At 68.8% G+C, this 15,664-nt stretch carries 11 protein-coding genes; 8 read left to right on the top strand and 3 right to left on the bottom strand.

All coding sequences use genetic code 11. The annotated features are described in order from the left end of the window. The first annotated feature begins 80 nt into the window (after positions 1 to 80). Positions 81 to 1,997 (top strand): hypothetical protein, encoded by a 1,917-nt coding sequence (locus tag WC326_12615; GenBank protein ID MFA7331904.1) that lies wholly within the window; start codon positions 81 to 83, stop codon positions 1,995 to 1,997. An 88-nt stretch (positions 1,998 to 2,085) separates the two neighbouring features. Next, a complete protein-coding gene (locus tag WC326_12610) occupies positions 2,086 to 2,853 on the top strand; it encodes a hypothetical protein (GenBank protein MFA7331903.1) in 768 nt (255 codons plus the stop codon). An 81-nt stretch (positions 2,854 to 2,934) separates the two neighbouring features. Here WC326_12610 and WC326_12605 read toward each other — a convergent pair whose 3' ends face one another. Then, the gene (locus WC326_12605) at positions 2,935 to 3,861 is read right to left on the bottom strand and encodes a T9SS type A sorting domain-containing protein (protein ID MFA7331902.1); all 927 of its coding nucleotides are present in this window, start codon (positions 3,859 to 3,861) and stop codon (positions 2,935 to 2,937) included. 506 nt (positions 3,862 to 4,367) lie between these two features. On the opposite strand from WC326_12605, the gene WC326_12600 reads away from it, so the two are divergent. The 6 genes from WC326_12600 (at position 4,368) to msrA (ending at position 12,390) form a co-directional block, all read left to right on the top strand. Then, on the top strand, positions 4,368 to 5,195 hold the full coding sequence (locus tag WC326_12600; GenBank protein MFA7331901.1) for an ABC transporter permease: 828 nt from the start codon (positions 4,368 to 4,370) through the stop codon (positions 5,193 to 5,195). 62 nt (positions 5,196 to 5,257) lie between these two features. After that, the gene (locus WC326_12595; GenBank protein MFA7331900.1) at positions 5,258 to 5,989 is read left to right on the top strand and encodes an ATP-binding cassette domain-containing protein; all 732 of its coding nucleotides are present in this window, start codon (positions 5,258 to 5,260) and stop codon (positions 5,987 to 5,989) included. 29 nt (positions 5,990 to 6,018) lie between these two features. Next, positions 6,019 to 6,798 carry an MlaD family protein gene (locus tag WC326_12590; protein ID MFA7331899.1) on the top strand — a complete coding sequence of 260 codons (780 nt, stop codon included), beginning with the start codon at positions 6,019 to 6,021 and terminating at the stop codon, positions 6,796 to 6,798. Positions 6,799 to 6,937: 139 nt separating this feature from the next. Further along, complete coding sequence (locus WC326_12585) at positions 6,938 to 11,239, top strand: choice-of-anchor D domain-containing protein (protein ID MFA7331898.1); 4,302 nt, start codon at positions 6,938 to 6,940, stop codon at positions 11,237 to 11,239. A 207-nt stretch (positions 11,240 to 11,446) separates the two neighbouring features. Next, entirely contained in the window at positions 11,447 to 11,776 is a 330-nt protein-coding gene (locus tag WC326_12580; protein MFA7331897.1) for a hypothetical protein, read from the top strand. Continuing rightward, positions 11,773 to 12,390: a peptide-methionine (S)-S-oxide reductase MsrA gene (gene msrA, locus WC326_12575; protein MFA7331896.1), complete on the top strand. Its 618-nt coding sequence runs from the start codon at positions 11,773 to 11,775 to the stop codon at positions 12,388 to 12,390. Before WC326_12580 ends, msrA begins: the two co-directional genes overlap by 4 nt. A 125-nt stretch (positions 12,391 to 12,515) precedes the next feature. Here msrA and WC326_12570 read toward each other — a convergent pair whose 3' ends face one another. Then, the gene (locus WC326_12570) at positions 12,516 to 13,994 is read right to left on the bottom strand and encodes a hypothetical protein (protein ID MFA7331895.1); all 1,479 of its coding nucleotides are present in this window, start codon (positions 13,992 to 13,994) and stop codon (positions 12,516 to 12,518) included. Positions 13,995 to 14,035: 41 nt separating this feature from the next. Next, positions 14,036 to 15,655, bottom strand: a complete 1,620-nt coding sequence (locus WC326_12565) for an endonuclease (protein MFA7331894.1) — start codon at positions 15,653 to 15,655, stop codon at positions 14,036 to 14,038. Positions 15,656 to 15,664 lie beyond the last annotated feature (9 nt).

Here is a 15,664-nt window from a genome sequence, read left to right as displayed (position 1 = left end):
GTTTGTCCCGGTGCCAGCCCCGCCCTGTCGGTGGCCCGCCCGGGCTGGCCGTGCATTCATCCCACATCAGGAGAAGACCCATGAAACATGGTGTGCGGGGCAGCGCCGTTCTCTGCCCAATGCTGTTGTTGACTTTCGTCGGAGGCCCGGCCCGCGCGGCCGCGCCGGCCGACCCGGACAGCCTGCGGCTCTACTTTCTCGAGCCGGTCACGGTGCGGAGCCCCGGGCTGGCCCCCGGCCAGGAGCGCGCGCCCCTTGGCGGCGCCTCGGTGGAGCAGGCGCTGCGGAGCCTGGGCCTGCAGCCCGTGAGACGCGGCGCCGCGCTCACGGGGGACGTGAGCGCCGGGACCTTCAACCGGGGCGACATCGATATCCTCATCGACGGGGAGCGCCACCCCAACGCCTGTCCCAACCGGATGGACAACCCGGCCACGCGGCTCAATCCCGCCGAAATGGCCGAGTTGGAGCTGCTGCGCAGCTGCTGCGCGGCCTCGTGCGGGCTGGGCGGCGTGCTGGATTACCACCGCAAGCGGCCCGGCCGGGCTCTGGCCTGGGACGCGGACCTGCAGAGCTCAGCGCTGGCGGCCACGGAGCATTCCCTGGCCCTGGGCCTGGAGGGGGCCGGCCTGCGGCTGAGCGTGCGGCATCTGCTGGGGGCCGGCTACCGCGACGGTGAGGGCCGCGATTTCCAGGACCTCTATCCCTACGGCGGCACGGCGGACTACCGCAGCAGCGAGGCCGCCTTCCTGACCGAGCAGGGTCCCTGGTCCGGCGGACTGTCCGCCAGCCTCAACCAGGATCTGCCCTTTCCCTATCTGCAGATGGACGAGCGGGTCACGCGCCATCTGGCCGCGCATGTGGCCTGGAAGGGCTGGAAGCTCTACGGCAACCACACCGGGCACACCATGGACGACGGACTGCGCGCCGTGAACGGAGTGCCGCTGGCGGCGCCCACGATGGTCTCCGAGGCCACCAACTCCGTCGTGGGACTGACGGGCCGCTGGCTGCACGTGTCCGCGTTCCGCTGGAGCCTGGACAACCATTTCAACACGCCCGCCGGTCGGCTGAAGAACCACATGCTGCCCGATCTGCGCCAGTACAGCGCCGAGGCCCATCACAATCTGCGGCTGCCCGGCCCCTGGTCCCTCTCCCTGCGGGCGGGCCTCAACCTGGACCAGGTCGGCGACGAGAGCGCCGTGCGCAGCGTGCTGGGGCGGCTGCGGCCCGATCCCGACCTGAGCCGCCTGTTCGTGACCCATGGCGTGGCGCTCCAATACGGCCTGCACGCGGGAGCCTGGCACGGCGCCCTGTTGCTGGAGTCCGCCAGCGACGACCCGGGCCTGGACGCGCTCTGGATGAACCTGCGCAAGCCCGCCGGCAAACCCTGGTGGCTGGGCAACCCGGAGCTGGACGCGGCGCTGCGTCACACGCTGCGTGGCCGGATCGCCCGGGGGCCCTTCGAATGCGAAGCCGCCGTATCCCGCGTGAACGGGTACGTGAGTCCGGCGCGCGCGGCCTTCGCCACTTCGGACAGCACCAGCCAGGCTGTGCAGACCTGGCGCGGCGTGGCGGCCGACATGCTGGAGGCGCAGTTGCGCTACGCGGGGGCCTGGCTGGACAGTCGGGCCAGTTTCGCCTGGGGTCGCGACGTGGAGGCCGGGGAAGCCCTGCCGGAGATGACACCCCTCCTGGTGGAGAGCACCCTGCGCCGGCCGCTGCCCGCGCTGGCGGGGGAAGTTTGGCTGCGGCACAGCTGGTCCGCCGCCCAGCGCCGCGTGAACACCATGTTGAACGAACGGCCCACCGGTGCCTGGAACCGGCTGGATCTGGGTCTGGGCGCCACCTGGAAAAGCCTGGAGCTCGCGCTGGAGCTGGACAACTTGCTGGACCACGCCTATGCGCAGCATCTGTCCTACGCCCGCAACCCCTTCAGCGCCGGCGCCACCGTGCTGGAGTCCGGCCGCGCGCTCCAGTTGCGCGTCCACTATCGACGCTGAACGCTGGCGCGGAGCGCCGCCGAATGTGATCCTGTCCCACCGGGGCCCGCGCGGGCCCCGGTTGGCTCCAACTATGGTGAGGAACGGTGTGACAGCCCGCAAAGTCGTCGTGGAATCCGCGGGAGGCCCGCCGGACGGACCCGTCCGGTCGCGCATCGGCACGCTGGGCGAGGGCCACCTCCACGCCACGCTGAAGTCCCTCTGCTGCGAACCCGGCGCCGTCTACGAAGCGCCCGTGGAGGGGCTGATCGTGGACGTGGTCAACCCCGGCGGGCTGGTGGAGGTGCAGACCAGCGGCTTCTCGCGCCTCAAACCCAAACTGCAGCGCCTGCTGCCCGGCCACGCCCTGCGCGTGGTGCTGCCCATTCCCGGCGAGAAATTCCTGGTGAAAGTGGAGGAGGGTCCGACGGGCCGGCGGGAGTTGTCCCGGCGTCGCTCACCAAAGCGCGGGAAGCTGCTGGACGCCTTCGAGGAGCTGGTCAGCATCGCCCCCTGGCTGCTGCATCCCAACCTCACCGTGGAGCTGTGGCTCACCAGCGAGGAGGAGCTGCGCGCCCATCAGCCCGGCAAGGCCTGGCGCCGCCAGGGCTGGGTGGTGGTGGAGCGCCGCCTGCTGGACGTGCTGGCGACCCGCCGCTTCCGCGGCGCGGACGACTGGGGCGCGCTGCTGCCCTTCGCCGCGGGCGAACCCTTCGACAGCGCCGAGCTGGCCCAGGCCTTGGAACTCCCGCGCCGCCTGGCCCAGCAGGCCTGCTACACGCTGCACCACGCCGGCCTGCTCGAGCGCCTGGGCAAGCGCGGCCGGGCCTGGGAGTACGCCCGGGTGGCCGATCCCGCGGTCCCCGCCGCACCCTGACATGCACGTCTCAACCAACCCGAAAGCGCCCCCCGCTCTAGCTGGAGCAGGGGGCGCCGTTTGTCCGGGAGTGCCGGGACCTTACTTCATCAGCACCATTTTGCGCGTCTGGCTCTGGCCGTCGGCCTGCAGGGTGTAGAAGTACACGCCGCTGGGCAGGGCGCCGGCGTCGAAGGTGACGGAATGGCTGCCGCGCTCCGTCAGGCCGTCCACCAGCGTGGCCACCTGCCGACCCGACAGGTCGTAGACCTTCAAGCTGGCCTGGCTGTTCTCGGCCAGGCTGAACTCCAGCGTGGTGGCCGGATTGAAGGGGTTCGGGTAGGCGTTGCCCAGCTCGAAGCGGGCGGGCTGCTCGTCGGCGCCCACGAAGTTGTCGTCGCAGATCGTGTTGATGCCGTAGACGAAGTAGTCCACCGGGCTGTTCACAGGGGTCTGGTTGAAGGTGAAGCTCAGCTGGTCCACGGCGCTGAAGTCGATGCCGGGGAAGTCGCTGTAGAAGAACTCGGCGATCACGTCGCCCTGGTCGCCGTTGCCCGCGCAGTGGACCATGCGCACGAAACTGCGCGCGATGGCGCCCGACACCACGGTCATGGTGACGGGCACGCCGTCAGGGCCGTCGCCGCTGCAGTTGTAGTCCAGCTGGCCGCCCAGACCCACCTGGATGGACGAGGCGTCGCAGTAGCCGAGGTTGAGCACGTTGTTGTCCGACGTGCTGCCGCCGTAGGTCAGGCGCCACATGGTGGTCTGGTTGAAGAAGCCGCTGTAGCTGACCACGCCGCCCTCATAGAACGAGTAGAGGGAGAGGTAGAGGCCGAAATTGCTGCCCCCGCTGTGCACGAACTCGGTGGTGCGCACGCCGCCCAGGATGCCGGGATCCGTGGTCACGTCCGTGAAATTCACGTTGGAATCGAAGCTGCCCGCGGTGAACTCGTCCACCACCACGGCCTGCGCCGCGCTGCCGAGAACGCTGCCCACCAGGGCCATGAACAGAAGCTTGCCGACCCGCATGTTGATCTCCTTCCTCAATCCGGTGGTGATGATGTTCCATGCTCCACAGCCGGCATCGACCTGCAGAGAGCTCTCCGCAAGGGGGGTTCGACAAATGCTGGTATGAAGCACAGGTTTAGAGCAATTCCGGCAGAGCAAAAATCACACCAGCTCAGGACTGTCCGTCTGAATGCGGTAACCCACTGTTTTTCTTGATCAGGATCGGATGACGTCCCTCAGGCGGGTTCGTTCTCCCGCCGGGACTTGAACAATCCGGACAGGCAGCCCCCGGCGTCCAAACTCCCAAATCCCACATCTGAAGCTGCCGGATCTCACCGGGCAACTTGGCCTATTTATTGCTGTATAAATTTTGTCGAGAAGTTGTGTTGTTAAAATCAACATCACAGCAGAAAAAATTATTCCGCATCCGGAAACGCAGTTTTCGACTTGGCCGCAGCGATGTACGCCGTGGACCGGCCGAGCGGCGAAGTCCGCGGTCGTGGCGGCAACGAAATGGCACGCTGATCATGGAAGCCTCTCCCGTCCCCGCGACGGACCCCAGCACCCCCGCTCCGGCTCCGGCCGTGTCGCGCCCGGACTCCTGGATCAAGACCTTTCTCCTGGAAACGGCCTCCCTGGCCCGCTTCACGGGGCGCTTCTTCAAGGAGGCCCTGCTGCCGCCCTATGAGTTCGAAGAGCTGCTGAAACAGGCCTTCCTCATCGGGTACAAGTCCCTGCCCCTGGTCGCCATCACGGGCTTCATCATCGGGCTGGTGCTGACCATCCAGTCCCGCCCGACGCTGGTGCGCTTCGGCGCCATCTCGTGGCTGCCGGCCATGGTGGCCGTCTCCCTGGTGCGCGAGATCGGCCCGGTGGTCACGGCGATCATTTTCGCGGGCAAGGCGGGCTCGGGCATCGGGGCCGAACTGGCCTCCATGAACGTCAGCGAGCAGATCGACGCGATGCAGGTCTCCGGCACCAATCCCTTCAACTTTCTCGTGGTCAGCCGCGTGCTGGCCGCCACCATCATGCTCCCCGTGCTGGTGGTGTTCGCGGACGCCCTGGGACTGCTCGGGACCTTCGTCGGGGTGAACCTGCAGGGCGACGTGAGCGCGCAACTCTTCGTCAGCCAGGTCTTCCAGAGCCTCGAGTTCAAGGACCTGCTGCCCGCGCTGGGGAAGACCTTCGTCTTCGGCTGGGCGGTGGGCGTGATCTCGTGTTACAAGGGATTCCACTCCCACAGCGGGACGGAGGGGGTGGGGAAGGCCGCCAATTCCGCGGTGGTCTTCTCAATTTTCATGGTGTTCATCATCGATCTGGTAGCCGTGCAGCTGACCAGCCTGTTGCAGAGCTAAGCATGACCAGCCCCCTGCCTGAGCCGACGTTGGCGGAGTCCCCGGACGCTACGGCCGCCCCGATGGGCGAGCTGGTCGTCAAGCTGGAGCACGTCAAGAAATCCTTCGGGACGAACCACGTGCTCCGGGGCCTGAGCCTGGAGCTGCACAAGGGCGAGAACCTGGTGGTGTTGGGCCGCTCGGGCAGCGGGAAATCGGTCCTGATCAAGTGTCTGGTGGGCCTGGTGGAGCTGGACGAAGGCCGGGTCCACATCCTGGGCCAGGACGTCGCCGGCCTGCCCCGGGCCGAACTGCTGCTGCTGCGCCGGCGGATCGGCTTCCTGTTCCAGAGCAGCGCGCTCTACGATTCCATGACCGTGCGGGAGAACCTGGAGTTCCCCCTGCGCCGCCAGCCGGGCAAGCGCACGGCGGCGGAGCTGGAGGCCCTGGTCGTGGAGGCCCTGCAAAACGTGGGGCTGGAGGCCGCCATGGAGCGGCTGCCCGCCGAACTCTCCGGCGGCATGCGCAAGCGGCTGGGTCTGGCCCGGACCCTGATCCTGAAACCGGAGATCATGCTCTACGACGAGCCGACCACCGGGTTGGACGCCATCACGTCCAAGGAGATCAGCAAGCTGATCCTGGACGTGCAGCGGATCTACCGCACCTCGTCCATCATCATCACCCACGACATCGACTGCGCCCGCCGGACGGCCAATCGGATCATCGTGCTCCAGGATGGGCGCTGCACGGCGCAGGGCAGCTTCGAGGAGTTGGCGAACGCGGCGGATCCGTGGACCCGGTCGTTCTTCGAGTAGCGAATCAGACAAGTGACGGGGTGGGTCAGATGAAGCAGAGCACCAACAGCCAACTCCGCCTGGGGATCTTTCTCATCCTGGGCATCGCCCTGTTCGTGGTGGGGATCTACCTCATCGGCGAGCGCCAGCAACTCTTCCGTCGCACCTTCCGCCTGGTGGGGATCTTCAGCGACGTCGGCGGGCTGCAGGCCGGCAACAACGTCCGGCTGTCCGGGGTGAACATCGGCACCATCGACAACATCAGCATCGTCAGCGACAGCCTGGTGCAGGTGGAGATGGTCATCGACGAGGAGGTCCGGCGCTTCGTCAAGCGGGACGCCGTCGCCCGCATCGGGGCGGAGGGCCTGATGGGCAACAAGGTCGTGGTCCTCGAGCCGGGGACGGGCCTGGAGCGGGCCATCGCCGACAACAGCCGGATCCGGACCCGGCAGCCGGTGGAGCTGGACGACATCCTGATCTCGCTCAAGCGCACGGCCGACAACGCGGCCCTGATCACCCTGGACCTGGCCCGGATCTCCCAACACCTCCAGGCGGGCAAAGGCACGGTGGGGCGCCTGTTGATGGACCAATCCATGGCCCGCAACTTCGACACCTCGATGGTCAACCTGAAGCACGGCACGGACAAGTTCGGCGTGCTGATCGACAACGTGAACCAGGACGTGATCCAGAACCTGGACTCCGCCATCGTCAACTTCAAGGCCGGCTCCAGCGACTTCCAACTGCTGATGGAGAAGGCCAAGCAGAGTTGGCTCCTCTGGGGCTTCGGCAAGAAGCCCTCGGACGGGGACGAACCGGACTCCAGCCGCTGACCAACCGCCCTGCGGCCAGCGTTGCCGTGCCGCCTGAATCCCCGCCGCGCTGAGGTTTGCGTGGGATTCCCAGCACGCGGGAGTTACCTTGGCCGGCACTTGTCCTACAGCATCCGCAGCCAAATTGAAGGGGGATTCCATGAGAGTCGTGAGGTGCGCTCTGTTCGTGCTCTCGTTGGCCGCGGCCCAGGCCTTCGCCAACCTGCAGCTGAACTTTCCGTCCACCAAGCTGGGAACCGGCACCCACAACGTGGTGGGCAATGTCAGCGCCGACGCCATGCTGACGGTGGACGGCACGGACGTGTCCCGCATCGAAGCCAACGTCATCTTCGAGGGTGGCAGCCCGCTCAACGTCAGCTTGGTCTGGGCCTACGACACGAATCCGGACTACAACCTCGAGTTCCTGATCGGCCAGGAGGGGGCCTTCGTGGCCATCCGGGACGTCAAGGTCTACTTGACCTGTCCCGAGGGATCCCCGCAACTGACCTACAGCCGGGGCGTCAACAACCAATACGCCTACAACCTGGGCACGCCCTTCCCCACCAACCTGCCCACCTCCATGCCGGTCTTCGCCACCCTGGAATGCGCCTCGCCGCCGCTCTGCCAGGTCAGCGTGGGCAGCCTGGACTTCGGCACGACGGCGCCCGACGCGCCCGTGGAGCGCAGCTTCACCATCAGCAACACCGGCGGCGGCACGCTTTCGGGCGAAGTGACGGAAGCCTGCGAAGCTTACAGCATCAGCAACGGCGTCTACGCCCTCGCCGGCGGCCAGAGCCAGACCGTCACCGTGACCCTGCAGTCGGCTAGCATGGGGAACTTCCCCTGCACGCTGGACACCGGCGGGAGTTGCGCGGACATCAGCCTGAGCGGAACCGTCGACCTGCCGGCGGTCTGCGAGTTCAGCGCGCCCGACCTGGATTTCGGCACGGTGCTGCCGGGCACGCCCGTGGTGCGGACCTTCAGCGTCATGAACTCGGGCGGCGGCACGCTCTCGGGCGAGGTGACGGAGGTTTGTGACACCTACAGCGTGAGCAACGGCGTCTACAGCCTGGGCGCCGGCCAGAGCCACACCGTGACCGTGACCTTCCAGAGCGCCACCGCAGGGAGTTTCCCCTGCACGCTGGACGGCGGCGGCAGCTGCCCGGACCTGAGCCTGACGGGCGCGGTGGAACTGGCTCCGGCCTGCCAGGTCAGCACGGCCAGCCTGGACTTCGGCACCGTGCTGCCGGACACTCCGGTGGAACGCAGTTTCACCATCAGCAACACCGGCGGCGGCACCCTGACGGGCACCGTGACGGAGGCGTGTGACACGTATTCCGTGACCAACGGCGCCTACAGCCTGACGGCCGGCCAGCTCCAGACGGTCACCGTGACCTTCCAGAGCGCCGTCGACGGCAGTTTCCCCTGCACGCTGGACACGGGCGGCGCCTGCGCGGACATCAGCCTGACGGGCGCCGTGGAACAGAACCCGCCGGTCTGCGCGCTGGACGTGGACAGCCTGGACTTCGGCACGACGCTGCCGGGCACGCCCGTGGAGCGCACCTTCACCATCAGCAACACCGGCGGCGGCACGCTGGCCGGCACCGTGACGGAGAGCTGCGAGGCCTACAGCGTGGGCAACGGCGTCTACAGCCTGACGGCCGGCCAGAGCCAGTTGGTCAGCGTGACTCTCGTCAGCGCGACGGCGGGCGACTTCCCCTGCACGCTGGACACGGGCGGCGCCTGCGCGGACCTGAACCTGACGGGCGTCGTGGAGCTGGCCCCTGCCTGCCAGCTGAGCACGGCCGCCGTGGACCTGGGCCTGCTGCTGCCCGACGAGATTGCCAACGGCGCCTTCACCATCACCAACGTGGGCGGCGGCACGCTGAGCGGCACGGCCAGCCTGGACTGCGAGGGCTTTGCCTTCACAGGCCCCGTGGACTTCGCCCTGACCGCCGGCCAGAGCCAGGACATCAGCTTCGACTTCTTCTCGCCGGAGCCCGGCGAGTACACCTGCCGGATCAACACCACGGGCGGCTGCGGCCAGGTCCAGGTGACGGCGGTGGTGGAGCCCGCCCCCCAGTGCGTGGTGGGCGCCTCCCTGCTGGACTTCGGCACCACGACCCCCGGCACCCCCGTGGAGCGCACCTTCACCGTCAGCAACGCCGGCGGCCACACCCTGAGCGGCGAAGTGACGGAGGCGTGTGACAATTACGCAGTGACCAACGGCGTCTACAGCCTGGGCGCCGGCCAGAGCCAGACCGTGACGGTGACCTTCCAGGGCGCCGCGGCGGGCAGTTTCCCCTGCGCGCTGGTCACGGGCGGCGACTGCGCCGGCGTCACCCTCGCGGCCGAGGTGGAGTTGGCCCCGGCCTGCCAGCTGAGCGCCGGCACCATCGAACTGGGCCTGCTGCTGCCCGGTGAGATCGCCACGGGCGACTTCAGCATCACCAACGTCGGCGGCGGCACCCTCAGCGGCACGGTGGGGATGGATTGCCCGGGCTTCGCCTTCACCGGTCCCGTGGCCTACTCACTGGGCGCCGGCCAGAGCCAGCTCATCAGCTTCGACTTCTTCTCCGACACGCCGGGTCTGTTCACGTGCGAGATCGACGCCTCCTCGTCCTGCGGTCCCGTGCAGGTGCTGGCTGAAGTGCAGCCCGCGCCCCAGTGCCAGGTGAGCGCCTCCGCGCTGGACTTCGGCACCGTGCAGCCCGACAGCCCGGCGGAACTGACCCTGACCCTTACCAACAGCGGCGGCCACACGCTCAGCGGCGCGCTCTCCGAATCCTGCCCGGCCTTCGAAGTGCTGGGCGGCAGCAGCTACAGCCTGGGCGCCGGCCAGAGCCAGGATTTCGTGCTGCGCTTCCAGGCCGCCGCGACGGACGAGTACACCTGCGTGCTGGACACGGGCGGCGACTGTGCCGACGTGACGCTGACGGCCGTGGTGGATCCGCTGCCCGCCTGCGAGGTGAGCGTGGCGGCGTTGGACTTCGGCACCGTGCTGCCCAACGCCGTGGCGACGCGCACCTTCAGCATCACCAACACGGGGGGCGGCACCCTGGCGGGCGCCGTGCTGGAATCCTGCCCGGCCTTCGCGGTCAGCAACGGAGCCTACAGCCTGGCGGCGGGACAGAGCCAGACCGTGACGGTCACCTTCCAGAGCACGAGCGCCGGTGACTACACGTGCACGCTGGACACGGGCGGCAGCTGCGCGGACATCGATCTGCAGGGCACGGTGGAGCTCTCGCCGGCCTGCCAGCTGAGCGTGGCCAGCCTGGACTTCGGCACCGCGGCGCCCGACACGCCGGTGTCGCGCACCTTCAGCATCACCAACACGGGCGGCGGCTTGCTGGAGGGGGTGGTGACGGAGGACTGCGCGGCCTACAGCGTGGCCAACGGTAGCTACTCCCTGGCCACGGGCCAGTCCCACGTGGTCACCGTGACCTTCCAGAGCGCCGACGAAGGCAGTTTCCCCTGCCAGCTGGACACGGGCAGCGACTGCGCGGCCCTGCCGCTGACGGCCCTGGTGGACAATCCGCCCATCTGCCAGCTCAGCGTGACGGGCCTGGACTTCGGCACGTTGCTGCCGGGCTCCACGGTGGAGCGCAGTTTCACGATCAGCAATGTGGGCGGCGGCGTGCTGGCCGGCGCGATGGCCGAGACCTGTCCGGCCTACAGCGTGGTTAATGGCACTTATTCCCTGGGCGCCGGGCAGAGCCAGACCGTCACGGTCACCTTCCACAGCGAGGCACCGGGCAGCTACCCCTGCGTGCTGGACACGGACAGCAGCTGTCCCGACCTGGGCCTGACGGCGGTGGCGGCCTCCCTGCAGCTCTTCACGGGCGAACAATCCGCCTGCGGCACGGTGGACGTGCTGGGCCACCTGCCCGGCTCGGAACTCGGCTTCGTGCAGGACTGGGAGAACGGCGAGATCGGCCTGGCGCTCTCCAGCATGGGCGGCGGGACGCTGACGGTCTCCGTGCTGGTGGACAACGGTTCCTCGGTCAGCGTCTGGAGCGGAGCGGTGGGCTCGGGCATCTGGGAGGCCGCGGAGTCCGGCGTGGACCTGGAGGACTGGTTCACGGAGAACGTCACCCTCTATCTGGAAGTCAGCGACGGCACCAGCACCTGGAATTCCGGGGGTGCGGAGTGCCTGTGGGACTTGAATTTCCTGGCCGTGGAGAACGACGCGCGGCCCCTGGCCTTCCTGCTGCACGAGGCGGCGCCCAATCCCTTCAACCCGGCGACCCACCTGCTGCTGGATCTGCCGGAGCCCGACCACGCGCGCGTGGTGGTGCGGGATCTCCAGGGCCGGCAGGTGGCCGTGCTGCTGGACGGCGAGCTCTCCGCGGGCCGGCACAACCTGACCTGGCAGCCTGGGCAGGTGGCCAGCGGCACCTACTTCGTCACGCTGGAGTGCCGGCAGGGCGTGCAGGTGCGCAAGGTGCTCTTCCTTAAGTAGGATCCGCAGCCGGCGATCGGCTATGCTGAACCACCCAATCCCCCGGTCGCGTCTGTGGCCGGGGGATTTTGCTTGCTCTGCGCCGCTCGACCCTTCATTGTCTCCCATCAGGGGAATTGCCATCGTGGAAGCGCAACGCTCCACCCAAGCGGAAGGATGAGCATGGACGCGCAGCAGACGGGACGTGTGACACCTAGGAGATGGCGGATGTGGCCGGCCCTGGCGGGGCTGCTGGTGCTGCTCTCCTGTTCCCTGGGCTCCCGGGACCAGGTGCTTGGCGTCTGGGTGAATCGCAACCCTCACAGCAAGATCAGCCGGCTGGAGTTCCGCGCGGACAACAGCCTGCTCGTCCAGCTGGAAGGCCTGGCCCTCAGCGGCCGCTGGAAGGTGATCAACAAGTACCGGGTCAAGGTCCAGCTGGCGGCCGTGCCCAACCAGATGGCGGCGTTGGAGACCCTGATCGCCATTGATGACAGCCTGCTGGCCTGGACCATGCCTGACAACGCCGGCACGCAGGAGTTCAGGCGGGGGAAATGATCGTGCGTCGAGCCCTCTTGCTACTTGTCCCGGCCCTGCTGCTGGGCTGCGCCAAACCCGGAGACCCCACCATGTCTGAGACCCCCAACCCCACCCTGGCCACTTTCGCCGGCGGCTGCTTCTGGTGCATGGAACCGCCTTTCGAGCGGCTGGAGGGCGTGCTGGCGGTGGAGAGCGGCTACAGCGGCGGGCAGGTGGAGAATCCGAGCTACGACGAGGTCTGCGCCGGCGGGACCGGCCACCTGGAAGTCGTGCAGGTGCGCTTCGACTCCAGCAAAGTAAGCTACGGGCAGCTGCTGGAGGTCTTCTGGCAGAACATCGATCCCACCGACGCCTGGGGCCAGTTCGCCGACAAGGGCAGCCAGTATCGCACGGCGATCTTTTGTCACACGCCCGAGCAGCGGCGGGAGGCCCAGGCCAGCAAGGAAGCCCTGGCGGCCGCGGGCACTTTCGAGCGCCCCATCGTCACGGAGATCCGCGACGCGGCGCCCTTCTACCCCGCCGAGGACCACCACCAGGACTACTACCGCAAGGAGCCCGAACGCTACCAGGGCTATAAGGAAGGTTCGGGCCGCGCAGGCTTCCTGCGCCGCTTCTGGGGCGACCGGCACTAAGCGTCCGTCGGAGCTGGCCGTTTCACGATCTGCATCGCCCACATCGGCCCGGGTCTTTCAGACGTGGGGCTGGAACACGGGCCACGGGGAGCCCTCGGGGAGCCCACGGGCCCGGCGCTCTCGTCTCAGCGGGGCGGCAGTCTCAGCACGCTGAATCTTCCTTCCCACTCCGGCGTGTCCGTCACCGCGCAGGCGCCGCCCACCGGGTTGCCTTGGAAATCCACTCCCACCGCCTGCAGATCGGACTCGGCGAACACGCCGGCGCCTGTCGAATGGACCAGCAGCAGGCCCGTCCCTTGTGCGATGAACCGGGGATCCTTGTCCCGCCAACCGGAGCGGGTGGGCAGGACCCGTCCGCCCAGACCGTTCCAGGCCGGCGTGCCGTCGGGCAGGATGTGCTGCAGGTGCAGGCGGCTTTCGCCCTCCCAGGAGCTGTCCGCCTCGGCCACCAGATAGGCGCCGCCGGCCCCGTCGGGCAGCAGGCGCGGCCGCGCGATCTGCCAGTCGGTGTGAAAAGCTTCCACGATCCCGGTGGGCCAGAGCGGCGTTCCCGCGGAGTCCAGGCGCAGGACCTCGATCCAGGATTCTCCGTCCTCGCTGGAACCCAGCCCGGTGGCCCAGGCCAGCAGGACGCCGCCGCTGTAGTCCGCCACGCCGGCCGGAGTGGCGCAAGCCTCCGCACTGCTGGAGATCTTCAGGGGCGCGCCGTCTTCCCCCCAGCGCAGCGTGCCGTCGACTGTGAGGTGTTGGGCGACGAGATGGGAGCTTCCCTCAAAGGGACCCCCGTCGACGCTTTCCCGGCCGACGGCGAAGCAGCCGCCCCGGCCGTCCGGCACGGCGGCCAGCTCGCTCAAGCTGGAGGAATAGCCAAATGGATAGAGAATGGCGGACTCCGCGTCGTGCCAGAGCGGCTGGCCCGCGGGAGAGAACCGCTGCGCGCCGGCCATGCCCGATTGGTAGCCGAACAGGGCGATCAGTCCCTCCGAACCGTCGGACAACAGGCAGACCTCGGACTCGCCGGACGAACTCGGGTCCACCAACAGCGGCGCGCAGAGGGGCTGCCCCGCCCCATTGAGGTGCTGAACGCGCAGCGTGGCCCCGAAGTCGGGACTCTCGCGCTGCCAGGCCGCCCAGACGCCGCCGACCCCGTCCTCCTGCAGGGCTGGCCGGTCCAGAAAGGCGGTGGAGTCGCCGAGCACCTTTGGAGCCGGCCACTCCGGCCGACCCTCGCCGTCGAGGTGCTGCAAGCGCGTGCTTCTGCGGGCGACCTGCGCCTCGCCGGTCGTCACCACCGCGATGGACTCGCCCATCGGCGCCTCGGACCAGATCGCAAAGGCGCCTCCTTGGCCGTCGCCACAGAGGGCGGGCGCCGTGCAGCGCACGCCCTGGGTGCGCGCCAACGGACGGGGCGCATTCCACAGGGGTTGTCCCACGGGCGAGAGACGCTGGAGCAGGATGTCGCTCTCCAGGCTGTCCAGCAGGGTCCTGGCGGACTCGAAGACCACCAGCACGTCCGCCTGCGGCACGGGGGCGGGCGCCGCCGCCCCGGCGCTCAGGGTCGACCCAAGCGCCAGTCCGATCCAAACGAAATCGCCGAAACGCATCCTGCCTCCTTTGCCGGGTCGGTCGCGCGACCCGGAACGGGTTACTTAAGCAGGGTAAGCGGCAGCGTCTCCGCGTGCCCCCCCACTTCCAGCCGCAGCCAGTAGCGGCCGCTGGGCTGGCCGGACAAGTCCAGCGGCAGGCTGGTGTGGCCCGCCGGCAGCTGTCGATGCCACTCCAGGACGCGGGCGCCGCGGCTGTCGTAGACGCTCAGCGCCAGTTCCGCCGGCTGGTCCAGCTCCAGCGTGAGGCGGGTGGCGGGGTTGAAGGGATTCGGCGCCGCGCCCACCAGGCGCCAGGCGGCGGGACGCGGGGCGGCGGGCTCCAGCGCCGTGTCGAAGCGGCCGCCCGTCACGGCCACTTGGCGCAGGGCGCCGTTCTGCGCGTTGGTGCTCACCGTGATCTCCACCGGGGCCACGGCCGTGCCGGGGTGGTAGGAGAATTCGGCCCAGCCCAGCTGGCCGGCCGCCAGGGAGGTGGGCGCGGACAGCACGTGGAGGTCCGCCGGCTGCGAGGATTGCACGTAACCCACCAGCAGCGTGGCGTTGCCCGTGTTGAGCAGCGGCAGCTGGAAGCGCACGCTGTCGCCCGCGGCCACCTCGCCCAGTGCCAGGCTGTCCACGGCCAGGGAGAGCAGGCGGGTGGGCGCGGGGTCGGCGCTGCCGGCCAGCGAGGCGATGCGCCCCAGCCAGCCGTTGTGGTCGATGAAGGGGTTGCGGTTGTGCTGCAGCGCGTCGATGGCCGCGTTGCGGTCCAGCTCCTTCTGGCTCACCGTGTCCGCGAAGGCCCACTGGCGCAGCACGGGCTCCTGGTAGGTCAGGAAACTGGAGAGGTTGCCGTAGCGCAGCGCGAAGTAGAAGCAGGCGCGGGCGCAATCGCCCTTGTGCGGGTCGCGGGGTTCGAAGACCGTCACGCCGCCGGCGTCCGTGCCGCGCAGGCTGCCGCCCTGGGCCCAGTTCTGTGTCACCACGTCACCGAAGGGCAGGTTGCCGCGCACGCTGTTGGGCGAGCTCAGAGTGGGGAAGAGGTGGTGCATGTCGCTGCGCGCGTCACCCTCGGCGCCCAGACTCTGGGGCCAGGTGTGTTCGCAGTTCATCACGCTGCCGTCGGGAATGCCGTCCGTGGTCACCCAGCTGGCCGTGTAGACGCACTGCACCTGGCCGTTCACGTTGTCATACTCGCCGAACATGTGCTCCCGGGCGCTGGTGTAGCTATAGACCGTGTGGCCCGTCACGCGGCTGCCCAGGAAGGACTTGAGCGCCGTGCCCCAGAGGTTGGCGGCGCCCGCCCAGTCGGGATCCGGGTGGCGGGGTTGGGCCGTGATGCTCAGGCCGGGCAGTCCGGCGAGCTGGGGCGAGCGCAGTTGCAGGACCTCGCGCAGGTCCAGGTCGTCGCGCAGGTCCAGCCGCAGGGGCAGGCGCAGGGAGTCTCCCGCCGGCAGCTCGGCCAGGTCGCCCACCTGCAGGCGCCCGCTGAGGGTCAGCAGCTCGGACACCTGGACGGGCTGCGCGGACTGGTTGACCACCCAGACCGCCGTGTCCAGCGAGGCCAGGGTGCGCACGCCCAGCTCCAGGGCGGCGGGTTGGAAGCGCAGGGCCGTGGCGGGCAGCAGCACGGTGGCCTGGGCCGCGGCGGCAAGGACAAGCAGGGCGGGAAGTCGCATGGTTCGTAC

It is taken from the genome of Candidatus Delongbacteria bacterium, from assembly GCA_041675285.1.
Taxonomy (GTDB): domain Bacteria; phylum CAIWAD01; class CAIWAD01; order CAIWAD01; family CAIWAD01; genus CAIWAD01.
This window is presented reverse-complemented; position numbering and strand designations above follow the sequence as displayed.

Excerpts from the sequence above, each read along its gene's own strand:
- msrA (MFA7331896.1), top strand. The coding sequence starts at position 11,773 with ATGATCGTGCGTCGAGCCCTCTTGCTACTTGTCCCGGCCCTGCTGCTG.
- WC326_12590 (MFA7331899.1), top strand. The coding sequence starts at position 6,019 with ATGAAGCAGAGCACCAACAGCCAACTCCGCCTGGGGATCTTTCTCATC.
- WC326_12585 (MFA7331898.1), top strand. The coding sequence starts at position 6,938 with ATGAGAGTCGTGAGGTGCGCTCTGTTCGTGCTCTCGTTGGCCGCGGCC.
- WC326_12565 (MFA7331894.1), bottom strand. The coding sequence starts at position 15,655 with ATGCGACTTCCCGCCCTGCTTGTCCTTGCCGCCGCGGCCCAGGCCACC.
- WC326_12570 (MFA7331895.1), bottom strand. The coding sequence starts at position 13,994 with ATGCGTTTCGGCGATTTCGTTTGGATCGGACTGGCGCTTGGGTCGACC.
- WC326_12580 (MFA7331897.1), top strand. The coding sequence starts at position 11,447 with ATGTGGCCGGCCCTGGCGGGGCTGCTGGTGCTGCTCTCCTGTTCCCTG.
- WC326_12595 (MFA7331900.1), top strand. The coding sequence starts at position 5,258 with ATGGGCGAGCTGGTCGTCAAGCTGGAGCACGTCAAGAAATCCTTCGGG.
- WC326_12605 (MFA7331902.1), bottom strand. The coding sequence starts at position 3,861 with ATGCGGGTCGGCAAGCTTCTGTTCATGGCCCTGGTGGGCAGCGTTCTC.
- WC326_12600 (MFA7331901.1), top strand. The coding sequence starts at position 4,368 with ATGGAAGCCTCTCCCGTCCCCGCGACGGACCCCAGCACCCCCGCTCCG.
- WC326_12615 (MFA7331904.1), top strand. The coding sequence starts at position 81 with ATGAAACATGGTGTGCGGGGCAGCGCCGTTCTCTGCCCAATGCTGTTG.